This is a genomic window from Pseudoxanthobacter sp. (assembly GCF_036822375.1).
Lineage (GTDB): Bacteria > Pseudomonadota > Alphaproteobacteria > Rhizobiales > Segnochrobactraceae > Pseudoxanthobacter.
The window spans coordinates 1-15098 of sequence record NZ_DAISHT010000058.1; the positions used below are offsets into that span (position 1 = coordinate 1).

Sequence of the window (15098 nt, forward strand, 5' to 3'; positions counted from 1 at the left end):
TTGCCGCGCTGCTGCTGCCGCGCCAGTTCCATGTGGCGGTGACGGAAAACACCGATCCGGCGGAGCTGAAGCGCGCCTCCTGGCTTTTTCCGTCCTATCTCATCGCCATCAACCTGTTCGTGGCGCCGGTGGCGGCCGCCGGCCTCATCCGCTTCGGCTCCGGGGTCGATGCCGACACCTTCGTGCTGGCGCTGCCGATTGCGGCCGGGGCCGACAGCGTGGCGCTGGTGGCCTTCGCCGGGGCGTTGTCGGCGGCAACGGCCATGGTGATCGTCGAATCGGTCGCGCTGTCGATCATGATTTCCAACGACTTCATCTTTCCGCTCATGCTGAGCCAGCGCGGCGGCATGCGCCGGGTGGCCCGGGCCGCCGCCGGTCTCGCCGACGATCCGGCGCACGGGCACGAGGCGGGGCGGGCGGACGATCTGGGGCGCGCGGATATGGGCCGCCGCCTGCTCATGGTTCGCCGCGCCTCCATCGTCGGCGTGGTGATGCTGGCCTATGTCTATTACCGCTCGGTCGGCGAGGCCTCCGCGCTGGCGCAGATCGGCTTCCTGTCCTTTGCCGCGGTGGCGCAGATCGCCCCGGCCTTTTTCGGCGGCATGATCTGGCGGCGCGGCACGGCGCGCGGCGCCATGGCCGGCATGGTGGCCGGCTTCTGCCTGTGGGCCTACACGCTGCTGCTGCCGAATTTCGTGGCAAGCGGGCTGTTGTCGCCGCGCTTCATCGAGAACGGGCCGTTCGACATCTGGCTGCTGCGGCCGCAGGCGCTGTTCTCGCTGGCCTTCGACCCGTTCATTCACGGCGTCGTGTGGTCGCTGATGGTCAACCTCATCGTCTATATCGCGGTGTCGCTGATGCGGCCGCCGGACGTGAGCGAGCGGTTGCAGGCCTCCACCTTCGTGCCCTCCGATCTCGGCCCCGTGCCGGCGCTGCGGCTGTGGCGCACGGCGGTGACGGTGGACGACCTCAAGGCCACCATCGCCCGCTATCTCGGCGGCGAGCGCACCCGTGCGGCGTTCGAGAGCCACGAGAAGAGCCGCGGCATCCGCCTTGCCCCGCAGGCCGCGGCGGATGCCGAACTGCTGCGCTTTTCCGAACGGCTGCTGGCCAGCGCGGTCGGCGCCGCGTCCTCGCGCCTCGTGCTGTCGCTGCTCATCAAGCAGCGCGATCCCTCCGCCAAGCGCGCAACCAAGCTGCTCGACGATGCCACGGCCGCCATCCGCTACAACCGCGATCTGCTGCAGACCGCGCTGGAGCAGGTGCACGAGGGCATCGGCGTGTTCGACGAGGAATTGCGGCTGACGGTGTGGAACCGGCAGTTCCCGAAGCTGCTGGAGGTGCCGGGCGACCGGGTCGAGGTGGGCATGGAACTGCGCACCATCCTGCGTACCATCGCCGAGCGCGGCGACCTCGACCCGGACGATCCGCGCGGCACCGACGCCGTCATCGAAGCGCGCCTCGCCGACGTGCTGTCCGGCCGCGGCACCACGCTGCAGCGCCGCCTCGCCTCGGTCGGCCGCATCGTGGAAATTCACTCCAGCCCCATGCCCGACGGCGGCGCCGTGCTGCTGATGGCCGACATGACCGACCGCGTGCTGGCCGCCGAGGCGCTGGCGCGCGCCAACGAGACGCTGGAACGGCGCGTGAAGGAACGCACGGCCGAGCTGCAGTTGCTCAACGACGAACTGAAGCGCGCCAAGGCGGTGGCCGACGAGGCCAACCTCGGCAAGACGCGCTTTCTGGCGGCAGCCAGCCACGACATTCTGCAGCCGCTGAACGCGGCCCGGCTCTATGCCTCCACGCTGGTGGAGCGGCTGGGCGCATCGCCCTATGCGCCGCTGGTGGAGAACGTCGAGGCCTCGCTGGAATCGGTGGAAGAGATCATCAGCGCCCTGCTCGATATCTCCCAGCTCGATGCCGGCGCGCTGAAGCCGGAATTCACCACCTTCCGGCTGGAGGACATCTTCGCCACCCTGCGGGTGGAATTCGAGGCGATCGCCCATGCGCGCGGGCTGAAGCTCGTCATCGTGCCGACCGCGCTCTGGGTGCGCTCCGACCGCCGCCTCGTGCGTCGCCTGCTGCAGAATTTCATCTCCAACGCGGTCAAGTACACCGACCGCGGCGGCGTGGTGGTGGGGTGCCGGCGCCACGGCGGCAAGGTGACGGTGGAGGTGGCCGACAGCGGTATCGGCATTCCCGACAGCAAGCTGGAGGAGGTGTTCAAGGAGTTTCTGCGGCTCGATCCCGGCCGCTCGGTCAAGCGCAAGGCGCAGGGGCTGGGGCTGGGGCTTTCCATCGTGGAACGCATCGCCCGCACCCTCGACCTGCCGCTGCGGGTGTGGTCGCGGCCGGGCCACGGCTCGCGTTTCGCGGTGGAATTCACCATTGTCACCGCGCCGGAGGCCAAGGCGGTGGTGATCCCGCCTTCCGCGCCGGTTGCCGCCGTGCGCGGGCTCGATCTCATCTGCATCGACAACGAGCCGCGCATTCTCGATGGCATGGTGGCGCTGCTGACCGGGTGGGGGCATCGCGTGCTGGCGGCGGCCAGCCTTGAGGCCGCCGTTGCCGAAGCCGCGCTCAACGACCTGACGCCGGATGTCGTGCTGGTGGACTTCCATCTCGACGGCACCAACGGCCTCGATGTCATCGCACGGCTGCGCGAGCGCTGGGGGGCGGACCTCGGGGCGGTGCTGGTCACGGCCGACCGCTCGGCCGAACTGCGGGCGCAGGCAACGGCGCTGGGCATCGCCATCGTCAACAAGCCGGTCAAGCCGGCGCCGCTGCGCGCCGTGCTGGCCGCCCGCGGCGGCCCGCGCCCGGCGACGCCGGCTGCCTGACCGGGCCTGCTGCGGCAGGCATGGCTGCGGGGGATATGCCTCTGCCGGGGACAGGCCGCTGCCGGGGATATGGCTGCGGGGGCATGCCTGCCGGATGCATGGCGCCGGGTGCATGGCGCCGGCGGGCATGCTAAAGCGCGCCGGGCCGGCCTTCTCGGGTTTCATTCGTCGGGGATCATCCTGTCATGTCGCCTTCCAAGACGTCGTCCCCTTCCAAGACGTCATCCCCTTCCGGGACGTCTGCGAGCGGGCCGTTTGTGCCGGGTGCCCGCGCGCCGGCCGGCCTGACGCCGCAGGAGGCGGCGGCGGAACATGCCGGGCTTGCCGCCGAAATCCGCCGCAACGATGCGGCCTATTATCAGAAGGATGCGCCGGCGATCTCCGACGCCGACTATGACGCGCTGCGCCGGCGGCTGCTGGCGCTGGAGGCGGCGTGGCCGGACCTGGCGACACCGGACAGCCCGAGCCGGCAGGTCGGCGCCGCACCTTCCGACGGCTTCGGCGAGGTTACGCACCGCGTGCCGATGCTGTCGCTCGACAACGCCTTCGAAGATGCCGACGTGGTGGATTTCGAGGCGCGCATCCGCCGCTTCCTGAAACTGGAGCCGGAAAGCCCGCTCGTCATCACCGCCGAGCCCAAGATCGACGGGCTGTCGCTGTCGCTGCGCTATGTCGGCCGGCAGCTGGAGGTGGCGGCCACCCGCGGCGACGGCACCACGGGCGAGAACGTCACGGCCAACGCCCTGACCATCGCCGATATTCCCCGCACGCTGCCCGACGATGCCCCGGACATCGTGGAGGTGCGTGGCGAGTGCTACATGGCGCACGCCGATTTCGCCGCTCTCAACGCGCGCATGGCGGAAGCGGAAGGCCGCACCTTTGCCAATCCGCGCAATGCGGCGGCCGGCTCGCTGCGCCAGCTCGATGCGAAGGTCACGGCCGGGCGGCCGCTGAAGTTCTTCGCCTATGCGTGGGGCGAGATGAGCGCGGTGCCGGAAGAGACCCAGTTCGACATGGTGCAGCGCTTCGGCGCGTGGGGCTTTCCGGTCAATCCGCTGATGCGGCGCTGCCACGCGGTGCAGGACCTGCTCGCCGTCTATCACCACATCGAGGAGAACCGCGCCGGGCTCGGCTACGACATCGACGGCGTGGTCTACAAGGTCGACCGGCTCGATCTGCAGGCCCGGCTGGGCTTCGTCTCGCGCAGCCCGCGCTGGGCCATTGCCCACAAGTTTCCGGCCGAGCAGGCGATGACCGTGCTCGAGGCGATCGACATTCAGGTCGGCCGCACCGGCGCGCTGACCCCGGTTGCCAAGCTGACGCCGGTGACCGTCGGCGGCGTCGTCGTCTCCAACGCCACGCTGCACAACGAGGACGAGATCGCCCGCAAGGATGTGCGGGTCGGCGATACCGTCGTGGTGCAGCGGGCCGGCGATGTCATTCCGCAGGTCGTGCGCGCGGTTTCCGAGAAGCGGCCGGCCGCGGCCGAGCCGTTCCGCTTTCCGGTGCTGTGTCCGGCCTGCGGCAGCCACGCGGTGCGCGAGGTCAACCCGCGCACCGGCCGCGAGGACGTGGTGCGCCGCTGCATCGGCGGTCTCACCTGCCCGGCGCAGGCGGTGGAGCGGCTGAAGCACTTCGTCTCGCGCCATGCCTTCGATATCGAGGGGCTGGGCGAAAAGCAGATCGAGGCGTTCCATGCCGACGGGCTGATCGGCAGCCCGGCCGATATCTTCACGCTGGCGGCGCGCGATGCAAAGGCGCTGAAGAAGCTGAAGGACCGCGAGGGCTGGGGCGCGACATCGGTGAAGAACCTGTTCGCGGCCATCGAGGCGCGGCGCTCCATTGCGCTGCACCGTTTCATCTTTGCCCTCGGCATTCGTCATGTGGGCGAGACCAATGCCAAGCTTCTGGCGCAGTCCTATGGCACATGGGAGGCCTTCGCGGCCGCCATGGAGGCGGCTGCCGACGAAACCGGGCCGGCGTGGGCGGAACTCAATGCCATCGACGGGATCGGCGCGGTGGTGGCGGGCGCGGTGGTGGCCTTCTTTGCCGAGGACCATAACCGTGCGGTGCTGGCGGCGCTGCTGGCGGAAGTGAGGCCGGAGCCGGCCGAACCGAAGGCAGCCGGCGATTCGCCCGTTGCCGGCAAGACCGTTGTCTTCACCGGCACGCTGGAGAAGATGACGCGCGACGAGGCCAAGGCGCGGGCCGAGGCGATGGGCGCCAAAGTGGCCGGGTCGGTGTCGTCGAAGACCGATCTGGTGGTGGCGGGCCCCGGCGCAGGCTCGAAGCTGAAGAAGGCGAGCGATCTCGGCATCGAGGTCATCGACGAGGATGCGTGGATTGCCATGGCCACGGCCGCACAGGGCTGAGGGCCCGGCACGGGCCGCGCCGGCACAGGCCGGGCGAGCGGGAGACAGGCGGATGGATGGCGGTGCGGGTGAAAATGCGGCGCGCGGCATGCGGCGGCCGGCGGGGGCACGGCGCGCGGCACTGATGCTGGTGCTGGCACTGGCCGGCGGGCCGGCACTGGCGGCGGGCACCACGTCGCCCGGCAGTCCGGACCTGCGCGACACCATGAGCCCGGCGCTGCCGACCGGCGCGCCCATCACCGCACCGGCCCCGCAGGGCGAGCCGCAGCAGCCCGCGCAGTCGCTGCGGCCGCCGCCGACGCCGGCGCCGCTGATGGTGATCGGCGATCTCTACCGGCTCTATTTCGACGACGAGGACACCGGCACCGTCTCTTCCGCCTTCGACAAGGACGAGCGGACCCATTTCTTCACGCCGCGCATCGTGCGGCTGATCGATGCGCTGGACAACAACCACGGCGGAGCGGTCGGCCGGCTGGGGTTCGATCCCGTGCTGGACGGCACCAGTTCCGACCTCACCGATTTTGCGATTTCCGATCCGGTGCTGATCGATGGCACGGCGCTGGTCTCGGTCACCTTCACGGTGGGCGGCGAGGGGCGGGAGCTGATCTACAGCCTCGTGCAGCAGAACGGCGAATGGCACATCGACGACATCGAGCGCATCTCCGACGTGGCGCCGTGGACGCTTTCCACGCTGCTGGAGGCGGATGGCTGAGGCCGGCGGGGAGCGCCGGGCGGTCCTGTTCACCTTAATGCGGGAATTTTGCGGCGGCGGGATTGAACGGCGCCGGCCGGCGGTGTCGAATGCGGCGTTGCCTCTGCGGCCCGAGGGCATGATGATCCGTCCGTTCCGTCGAATTTGCGTTGCCGTTTCCGGCGCGGCGCTCGCCGCCGGCCTGTGGCTTGCCGGCCCGGCGCCCGTTTTCGCCGCGGGCGCCCCTGCGCCGGCCGGCAACGCCGCCGGCAGTCCGGGCGCCGATAGCAGGGCGGCGGCCGGCAAGGCTGCGAATCTGCCCACCGCGCAGGACATCGCCTATGCCTTCAGCGAGGCCGAGATCATCGACGGCTTCATGCGCACCGTGTTCGGCAGCGAAGGGCCCAAGGCGGTGCCGCGGGCCAGAGCCCGGGTGCACAAGTTCGCCGGCCCGGTGCGGGTGTGGATCGAGAGCCATTCGCGCTTCGACGACCGCCGCGCCTCGATCCGCGCGTTCATCCGCAAGCTCGACCGGATCATTCCCAATCTCGACATCGCCCTCACGAAGAAGCGCGATGCCGCCAACATGACGATTTACCTGGTCGATCGCGGCCAGTATCGCGCCATGGTGAAGGAGCGGGTGACCGACAAGGCCCGCGCCACGTTCATGGAAGAGAACGACTGTTCGGCCGTGGTGAATACCAATCCCGACAGCTCGCTGAAGAGCGCGCTGGTGTTCATCGTTGTCAACGAGGGCTACAAGTCCTTCCGCCACTGCATGGTGGAAGAGATCACGCAGAGCCTCGGTCCGGTCAACGACGACGCGTCGCTGTCCTATTCGATCTACAACGATTATTCCGAGGTGCAGGGCTTCGGCGTCTTCGACTGGTTCATTCTGGCGACAGTCTACAACAGGCACGTCAAGGCCGGCATGACCGCAGCCGAGGTGCTGCCGGTGCTGCCGCGTGCCGTGGCGGAATCGCGCAAGGCCATGATCCGGCTGGTCAACGCCGGGGCCATTCCGCGCGGCGGCGTCGATCAGCCGGCTCAGTAAAGGCATTTTGCCGGCTTATGACCGGTTGCGCCCGGCCGGCGAAGGCCGGGCACCGGGAAGCGTTCGGGCGCAGGAACCGTCCCGGTCGCGGCTCACGCCCAGCCGCTGTCGTCGCCGCCATCGAAATCGCTGCCAGTGTCCTGACCCGGGTCGAAGCCGGCGTCCTGATAGCCGCTGTCCTGCTGGCTGTCGTCCGGTCCGGCGTTGCCGCCCCAGTCGGCCGGGGTGGCATCCTGCCCGGCATCGCCCTCCTGCCCGGCATCGCCCTGCGCATCGCCGCCGGCCGCGCTGCCCCAGGGCGAGGCGGCCGCGGGTTCTTCCACAACGGTTTCGTTCACGGTCTCGTTGTTGACGACCTCGGCCGGCCGTTCGCCGGAGCCGCCGGAGAACATCGAGCGGGCGGCATCGGCCAGCAGCGCACCGCCGGCGACGCCGAGCGCAATCTGCCCGGCGCTGGCCAGAAAACCGCCCATGGCGCTGCCGCCGCCGAAGCTGCTGCGGCCGAACGACGGCACGCTGGTGGCGGCGGCCGGGCGTGCATCCCACGCCGCCGGCTGGGCGGGCGGAACGGCCGCGGGCACGGCCGGCGTGCCGAAGCCCGCCGGCGCTCCCATCGGCGCCCCCACTGGCGCTCCTGCGGCGGGCCGGCCGGCCGGCATGGCGTCGCGGGCCTGCGGCAGGCTGCCGGCCGGCCGGGGCGCGTTTGTCCACGGGGCAAAGCTGCCGGCCGCGCTTTCGGCGGCGGGCGCGTCTGCGGCCGCGCGGGCGGCGGCGAGGTCGCGCTCAAGGCCGGCGATGCGGTCCGAGGCGGCTTTCAGCGCGTGGTCCTGCACCACGATGGTCTGTGCCATGGCATAGGATGCCCCCGGAGTGGCGGCCATGCGTTCGGCAATGAAGCGTTCGGCCTGCGGATCGCGGCTGCCGGAGAGGCCGGCGAGACGGTCGAACAGATCGGAAATGAGCTGCTGTTCCTGCGGCGTCATGTCGTTCTCCTGACGCGGTTTTCGGGCGCGGGTCTGCGGGCGCATTTTCCGGCGCGGACGGCGCGTCGTGCCTGCACCTGCCGCACACCATAGGCCGCAATCATGGCAGCAGAAGCCTGAGAGCGCGGAAATTCGGCTCAGGCCGGTGCTTTTCCGCCTGCGAGCAGCGCGGGCAGCGGCAGCGCATTGAGCGCGGCCGCCCACAGCTCCGCCGCGCGGGCGGCATGCAGGTGGTGGTTGAGCGGGTTCTTGCGGCGATAGAAATCCTTCACGACGCCGGTTGCGGGGTCCAGCACCTGATCGGCGATGCACACGAACGGCAGGCCGCGCGCCGCCGCGCCCTGCCGCAGGCGGGCGTTGTAGGCCAGCGTCAGTTGCGTGCGTGCCACCAGCGTGGTCTGCACCTCGCGCCGCAGATGGGCGACCTCGCCCCAGTCCTGACCGTCGCGGATGGTGGGCACCGTCGCCCCGGTGATGACGACACCCGGATAGCCCGCCGCCAGCAGCCGGTCGGCGAAGGCGAAATAGCGCTCGATGGATTTTTCCATCTGATCGGCCACCGGCAGGTGGTGCTTTTCGGCGCGGTACCAGATGACGAAGCCGCAATCGACCTCGCCAAGCTGCATCACCGGCAGGCTGCCGGGGCGGGGCGGCAGCAGGCCGGCCTCGAAGCGCTCCAGCGCGCCGGTCACGCTCTGGCGGTTGGCAAGGCCCATGGCGGTGGCGCCGCGCACCTCCAGAAGGCCCGTGTCCGGCGGCAGCAGACCCAGTTCCACCGCCTTGCGGAACGGGGCGATGTGACTGTCGCCAAAAACAAGCCAGCGCGCCATCGCGGAACCCCTTGTGCCGCCGGCCGGTCGCAGAATGCCCTGCGGCCGGGCCGGCGTTGCGTCCGCGGGGCTCATGCGGGCTTAACACAGCCGGCCGGGCGGCGCACCCGGTGCCGGCGCCGCTTGCCAGACGCGGCCGCCGCTTGCCAGACGCGGCCGCCGCTTGCCAGACGCGGCCGCCGCTTGCCAAACGCCGCCGCCGCTTGCCAAACGCCGCCGCCGGCCTACCTTTGTTCTTATGAGCGAACGTCTTTCTCCCGCGGTGATGCCGGCAACGGCGGCCGGCCTGCTGGTGCCCGGCCCGGCGGGCATCGCCGTGCCGCTGGCCGGTGCGGTGATTGATCCCGTGCGCCGGGTGGCAACCGCCCTCATCACCCACGCTCATTCCGACCACGCCCGCGCCGGTCACGGCACTGTGATTGCAACCGCCGAGACGCTGGCGCTGATGGAAGCCCGCCTCGGCGCCCGTTTTGCCGGGGCGCGGCAGGCGGTGCGCTGCGGCGAACCGTTCCGGCTCGGCGACGCGGTCGTCACGTTCTTTCCCGCCGGCCATGTGCTGGGCTCGGCCCAGATCCTGATCGAGGCCGGCGGCTTTCGCGCGGTTGTTTCCGGCGATTACAAGCGGCAGGCCGATCCGACCTGCGCGCCCTTCCGGCCGGTTGCCTGCGACCTGTTCGTGACCGAGGCGACCTTTGCCCTGCCGGTGTTCCGCCACCCGCCGGTCGCCGGCGAGATTGCACGGCTGCTGCAGTCGCGGGCGCGGTTTCCCGGCCGGGCCCATGTCGTTGCGGCCTACGCGCTGGGCAAGACCCAGCGGGTGATTGCCGAGCTGCGCGCGGCCGGTTACGGCCGGCCGGTTTTTCTGCATCCGGCGATGATGGCGATGTGCGCCGTCTACCGTGCGGCGGGGGTCGATCTCGGCCCGCTTGCCGAACGGCGGGGCGACGACGGCGCAGACCTTGCCGGCGAGATCGTCATCGCCCCGCCATCCGGCCTGTCGCCGCAATGGGCGCAGGGCCTTGCCGATCCGCTGGTGGCGGTGGCGAGCGGCTGGGTGCGGGCCCTCTCCCATGCCCGCCAGCGCGGTGCGGAACTGCCGCTCGTCATCTCCGACCATGCCGGCTGGGACGAACTGACCGCCACCATCGCCGAGACCGGCGCGCGCGCGGTGTGGGTCACCCACGGTGCGCCCGAGGCGCTGGTGCACTGGTGCACGGCGCGGGGCATCGCCGCGTGTGCGCTGCCGGCCGGCCCTGCGCGCGCGCCGGATGCCGACGGGCCCGCCGCGGATCGGGATGCGGCATGATCGCCTTTTCCCGTCTGGCCGAAGCCCTGCTGTTCGAGCCCGCGGCCGCGGCCCGCGAAGTGCATCTGGCGGCCTATCTCGCCGCCGTGCCGGTGGCGGACGGCGCGGCTGCGCTCGGCCTTCTCACCGGCCGGCCGGGTTTCGCGCCGGTGCGGCCGGCGGCGGTGAAGGCGCTGGCCGGGCAACTCGATCCGGTGCTGTTCGCGCTGTCGCGCCGCTTCGTCGGCGACAGTGCCGAGACCGTTGCGCTGATGTGGCCGGCCGGCGACGAGGCCGCGGCGGAGGGCGCTCTGCGTCTTGGCGAGGCGGTCGGCCGCCTTGCCGCGCTGCGGGCGGGCGAGGCAGCGGACGGGCTGGCCGCCCTTATGGCCGGTCTCGATGCCGGTGCGCGGCGCACGCTGCTGCTGATGGCCACCGGCCGGCTGAAAGTGTCGGTGACCACGGGTGCCGTCGCCGGCGCGCTGGCGCGGCTCGGCCATTGCCGGGCGGAGACGCTGCTGCCGCTGCTGACGGGTTCGCAGCCGCCCTTTGCCGCCACGCTCGCCTTTGCCCGCGGCGAAGGCGAGCGACCGGCGGCCGGCGGTGCCGTTCTGCCGCCGCCGGTGGCACTCGATGCCGGCACCTTCGACTGGCGGCAGGCCGCGGCGGGCTGGCTGTGGGACGGGCTGACGGTGCTGCTGCGGCTTTCGCCGTCGGGCTGCACCCTGACCGGGCCGCAGGGCGAGGATCTCACGGCCGCCTTTCCCGAATGCGCCGGGCTGGCGGCGGCGGCGCCTTCCGGCGGGGCGGCGCTGATCGTGGCCGATCTGACGGCCGGGCGCGACGGGCGGGCCGAGCCCGGCCTGTGGCGCAGCCGTCTGGAGCGGCGCGGCAGCACGGCGGCCGGCCGGCGGGCGGCCCCGATGCTGCTGCGCGCGTTCGATATGCTGGCGGCGGATGGCACGGACCTGCGTGCCATGCCGCTGGCGGTGCGCCGCAGCGCGCTGGAGCGGCTGGCGGCGGCGGCGGACAGTCCGCACCTTGCTGTGGCGCCGGTGCTGGCGGCGGCCGGCGGCCGCGACGGGTTTGCCGCCCTCCGGGCCGGTCTGCCGGCGGCGGGCGAGGCGGTGGGGCATGAGGCGGCAGCCATTGCCGGCCTGCGGCTGACCCGGCCCGCCGATGGCTGGCAGGACGGGCAGCAGCCCTGGCGGCTGTGGCCGCGCGAGCCGTCGCGCTGCCTTGCGGTGCTGATGTATGGCGAGCGCGGCCCGGGTCGCGGGGAGGCCGGGTTCCGGCAGATCACCGTCGGGGTGTGGCGCGGGGCGGAACTCGTGCCGGTGGGGCAGATCGGTGCCGCCGCGCTGGCTGCCGCCGCGCCGGACGCGCTGGAGGCCATCGCCGCCTTCGTGCGGACGGGCACCACCGGACGGTTCGGCCCGGTGCGGGAGGTGGTGCACACGGCCGCGGAGGGGCTGGTGCTGCGCATCGGCTTTGCCGCGCTCGACCCCGCGCCGCGGCGCAAGGCGGGCTTCGTGCTGCGCGGGGCGGTGCTGGACGGGGTGGAGCCCGGCTGCCCGCCGCCGGAAGCCGCGCGGCTGGAAGATCTTGCCGGCTGAGAAGATCTTGCCGGCTGAGAAGACCTCGCCGGCTGAGAAGGGCGGCCTCCCGTTCAGCGGCCGCCATGCTTATTTAACCGCCCGGGTGCAGAAACGGCCCATGGCCGGTGTGCGGCCGGGCGCGACAGCAGAAGGGCTTGGGGTGATGGCAGAAAATCCGGTTTCGCGCTTTCTGGGCGGCTCCCCGCTTCGCGTCGCGCTGCAGCTTCTGTTTCTGTGTCTCGTCGTCGGCGTGATCCTGTCCGCCCTCAACATCAACCCGTGGGACCTCTACCACGGGCTGCGGGGCTTCGTGCGCAACATCTTCAGCATGGGTTTCGGCGCGGTGGAGCGTTTCGGCAGCTACATCGTGCTCGGGGCGGTGGTGGTGCTGCCGGTGTGGCTGGTGCTGCGCATTCTGAACGCCACCCGCCGCTGAGGCCGGGCGCCGAGGCCCGTTGGGGGCCTGATTGCGCGGCTCTGATCGCGCCGTCCATGAGTTGTGCGGCCCTGATTGCGCGGGCCTTGCCGGCCGGTTGATCTGCCGCAAGGCCGGGCGCGGTTGTGTGGCCAGAATGGAGGGCGTGGCGGACGACGGATGCCGTGCGGGCGGTTCGCGCGCCGGCCGCCCGACGGCGTTTCCAGACCCGGTCATTCCGGCCCTTCCGAAAGAGCACCGACCCTCGATAATTATCGGCCCAGCCCAAGCGGGAAAACGACGATGTCCGAGAGCGAACGGCAAGACGATGCCACACTGCGCGACGAGTCCTTCATGTCGGCGGAGGACCTGCGCGCCTACATGCAGGAAATGCGGCGCGCCAGGAGCGAGGCGAGCCTCTCGGCGGCGGAGATCGCGCGCGCCAAGCTCATCAAGAAGCTGTCGCAGCCGGTGGACGTGACGCCGGAATTCGTCAGCGATGTGAAGAAGAACCTGCTCTCGCAGATGCGCATCGCCGCCGAACGCGGCGAGACGGACGTTCTCGTCATGCGCTTTCCCAACGAGCTGTGTACCGACCGCGGCCGCGCGCTGAACAACGGCGAGGCCGACTGGCCGGCAACCCTGACCGGCCGGCCGAAGCAGGCCTACGCGCTGTGGACCGAGCACCTGAAGTCGGCCGGCTACGAACTCAAGGCCCAGATCATCGACTGGCCCGGCGGCATGCCGGGCGACATCGGCTTCTATCTGAGCTGGGAAGCGGCCGAGGAACACTGAGCAACACGGCGGGCAATCCGGAAAAATCCGGCCGGCCGGCCCGCCGCAGGGCGGGCCGGACCGCGACCGGCAGGGGGGAGATCGGCGATGTCTGAGGCCGAACCGCTGAAGCGCAAGGACTACGAGGGCAGGCTGAAGGATCTGCACGCCGAACTCGTGCGCCTGCAGCTGTGGGTGAAACACACGGGTGCCAAGGTCTGCATCGTGTTCGAAGGCCGCGACGGCGCCGGCAAGGGCGGCGTCATCAAGGCCATTCTGGAGCGCGTCAGCCCGCGTGTTTTCCGGGTCATTGCCCTGCCGCCGCCGACGGAGCGCGAGAAATCGCAGATGTTCGTGCAGCGCTACCTGCCGCATCTGCCGGCCGCCGGCGAGGTCGTCATCTTCGACCGCTCCTGGTACAACCGCGCCGGTGTGGAGCGCGTGATGGGCTTCTGCACCGAGGAGCAGGCGAAGACATTCCTCTCCAGCGTCGCCTATGTGGAAAAGGCGATCATCGAATCCGGCGTGATCCTGCTGAAATACTGGCTGGAGGTTTCGCCCGAAGAGCAGACCCGGCGCATGGAAGGGCGCATCGACGATCCGCGCAAGGTCTGGAAACTGTCGCCGATGGACATCGAATCCTATACGCGGTGGGATGAGTATTCCCGCGCCCGCGACGAGATGTTTGCGGCGAGCGACACCGCCTGGGCGCCGTGGTATGTGGCGCGCTCCGACGACAAGAAGCGCGCGCGGCTCAACATCATCGCGCACCTGCTGTCGAAGATCCCTTACGAGGATGTGCGGCGCGAGAAGGTGAAGCTGCCGAAGCGCGACAATATCGGCCGCTATCAGGAGCGCGACTTCACCCGCAACGGGGTGCCGGAGGTCTACTGACCCGGCCGGTGCTGCGCGGGCTCAGCCGGACGGGTCGCGGCCGCCTCTCAGAGCCGCAGGTCGCTGTCCCCGCGCGGGAACGCGCTCTTCAGGTCGAAGAACACATGGCCGGGGCGGCCGAAGGCGCGCAGCGCCGCCGGCCCGGCCGCGCGGTAGCTGTCATGGGCCACCGCCAGCACGATGGCGTCGTAGCTGCCCGCTTCCGGCTCCGGCACCAGCGACAGGCCATATTCGTGCCGCGCCGCTTCCGCTTCCGCCATCGGGTCGTGCACGTCGACGGTAACGCCATAATCGGTCAGCTCGCGCACCACGTCCACGACCCGGGTGTTGCGCAGGTCGGGGCAGTTTTCCTTGAACGTCAGCCCCAGCACCAGCACCCGCGCGCCCTGCACGTGGATGCGCCGCTTCAGCATCGCCTTGACCAGCTGGTCGGCCACATAGGTGCCCATGCTGTCGTTGATGCGCCGGCCGGCCAGAATGACCTCGGGATGATAGCCGAGCGATTCGGCCTTGTGGGTCAGGTAGTAGGGATCGACGCCGATGCAGTGGCCGCCGACCAGCCCGGGGCGGAACGGCATGAAGTTCCACTTCGTTCCGGCGGCCTGCAGCACGGCTTCGGTATCGAGCCCCATGCGGCGGAAGATGATGGCGAGTTCGTTGACGAGCGCGATGTTGAGATCGCGCTGGGTGTTCTCGATCACCTTGGCCGCCTCCGCCACGCGAATGCTCTCGGCGCGGTAGGTGCCGGCGGTGATGATGCTGGCGTAAAGCGCATCGACCGCCTCGGCTGCCTGCGGTGTGGAACCGGCCGTGACCTTGCGGATCGTCGGCAGCCGGTGGGCCTTGTCGCCGGGGTTGATGCGTTCGGGGCTGTAGCCGCAGAAGAAATCGACGTTGAAGCGCAGTCCCGATTCGCGTTCCAGCACGGGAACGCAGTCTTCCTCGGTGGCGCCGGGATAGACGGTGGATTCGTAGATGACCAGATCGCCCGGCCGCAGCGCGCGGCCGACGATCTGCGAGGCGCCGAGGAGGGCGCCGAGGTCCGGCCGCCGGTGCCGGTCGATCGGGGTGGGAACGGTGACGATATAGATCGAGGCCGCGGCCAGATCGGCCGGGTCGCTGGTGAAGCTGAGGAAGTCTGCCGCGGCGAGCGCCTCCGGCTCCACCTCGCGGGTGCTGTCGCGGCCGGCGCGCAGTTCCGCGATGCGGGCGGCCTTGATGTCGAAGCCGATGACCGGCCGGATGCGGCCGAACTCCACGGCAAGCGGCAGGCCGACATAGCCGAGACCGATGACGGCGATCGTTTCAGCGGAATTGCAGGGCACGGACTGGCTAGGCATGGGCTGGCGAGGCATGGACTGG

12 protein-coding genes are annotated in these 15098 nt (G+C 70.7%); 9 read left to right on the top strand and 3 right to left on the bottom strand.

Annotated features, from left to right (window positions below; genetic code table 11):
- The 4 genes from V7067_RS07880 to V7067_RS07895 all read left to right on the top strand — a co-directional run.
- Positions 1-2840 (top strand): PAS domain-containing hybrid sensor histidine kinase/response regulator (locus V7067_RS07880; RefSeq protein ID WP_334175340.1); only part of this gene is annotated, 2840 nt, incomplete at its 5' end.
- A gap of 185 nt (positions 2841-3025) precedes the next feature.
- Entirely contained in the window at positions 3026-5212 is a 2187-nt protein-coding gene (gene ligA / locus V7067_RS07885) for an NAD-dependent DNA ligase LigA (protein ID WP_334175341.1), read from the top strand.
- Positions 5213-5264: 52 nt separating this feature from the next.
- Entirely contained in the window at positions 5265-5924 is a 660-nt protein-coding gene (locus V7067_RS07890) for a hypothetical protein (RefSeq protein ID WP_334175342.1), read from the top strand.
- Between the two features lie 121 nt (positions 5925-6045).
- On the top strand, positions 6046-6957 hold the full coding sequence (locus V7067_RS07895) for a DUF2927 domain-containing protein (protein ID WP_334175343.1): 912 nt from the start codon (positions 6046-6048) through the stop codon (positions 6955-6957).
- Between the two features lie 92 nt (positions 6958-7049).
- Here the strand turns inward: V7067_RS07895 and V7067_RS07900 are convergent, their stop codons facing one another.
- Positions 7050-7940 (bottom strand): DUF2076 domain-containing protein, encoded by an 891-nt coding sequence (locus V7067_RS07900; protein ID WP_334175344.1) that lies wholly within the window; start codon positions 7938-7940, stop codon positions 7050-7052.
- A 137-nt stretch (positions 7941-8077) separates the two neighbouring features.
- The gene (locus tag V7067_RS07905; RefSeq protein ID WP_334175345.1) at positions 8078-8770 is read right to left on the bottom strand and encodes a hypothetical protein; all 693 of its coding nucleotides are present in this window, start codon (positions 8768-8770) and stop codon (positions 8078-8080) included.
- 238 nt (positions 8771-9008) lie between these two features.
- On the opposite strand from V7067_RS07905, the gene V7067_RS07910 reads away from it, so the two are divergent.
- The 5 genes from V7067_RS07910 to ppk2 all read left to right on the top strand — a co-directional run bounded on the left by V7067_RS07910 (position 9009) and on the right by ppk2 (position 13736).
- Positions 9009-10076, top strand: coding sequence for a ligase-associated DNA damage response exonuclease (locus tag V7067_RS07910; RefSeq protein WP_334175346.1), 1068 nt, complete (start codon positions 9009-9011; stop codon positions 10074-10076).
- Positions 10073-11671: a hypothetical protein gene (locus V7067_RS07915; RefSeq protein WP_334175347.1), complete on the top strand. Its 1599-nt coding sequence runs from the start codon at positions 10073-10075 to the stop codon at positions 11669-11671. Before V7067_RS07910 ends, V7067_RS07915 begins: the two co-directional genes overlap by 4 nt.
- A 145-nt stretch (positions 11672-11816) precedes the next feature.
- Positions 11817-12089 carry a DUF6460 domain-containing protein gene (locus tag V7067_RS07920; protein ID WP_334175348.1) on the top strand — a complete coding sequence of 91 codons (273 nt, stop codon included), beginning with the start codon at positions 11817-11819 and terminating at the stop codon, positions 12087-12089.
- 282 nt (positions 12090-12371) lie between these two features.
- Positions 12372-12863 carry a hypothetical protein gene (locus V7067_RS07925; protein ID WP_334175349.1) on the top strand — a complete coding sequence of 164 codons (492 nt, stop codon included), beginning with the start codon at positions 12372-12374 and terminating at the stop codon, positions 12861-12863.
- An 87-nt stretch (positions 12864-12950) separates the two neighbouring features.
- Positions 12951-13736, top strand: a complete 786-nt coding sequence (ppk2, locus tag V7067_RS07930; RefSeq protein ID WP_334175350.1) for a polyphosphate kinase 2 — start codon at positions 12951-12953, stop codon at positions 13734-13736.
- Positions 13737-13783: 47 nt separating this feature from the next.
- On the opposite strand, the gene tviB is transcribed toward ppk2, so the two are convergent.
- Entirely contained in the window at positions 13784-15076 is a 1293-nt protein-coding gene (gene tviB / locus V7067_RS07935; RefSeq protein ID WP_334175355.1) for a Vi polysaccharide biosynthesis UDP-N-acetylglucosamine C-6 dehydrogenase TviB, read from the bottom strand.
- Positions 15077-15098: the final 22 nt, after the last annotated feature.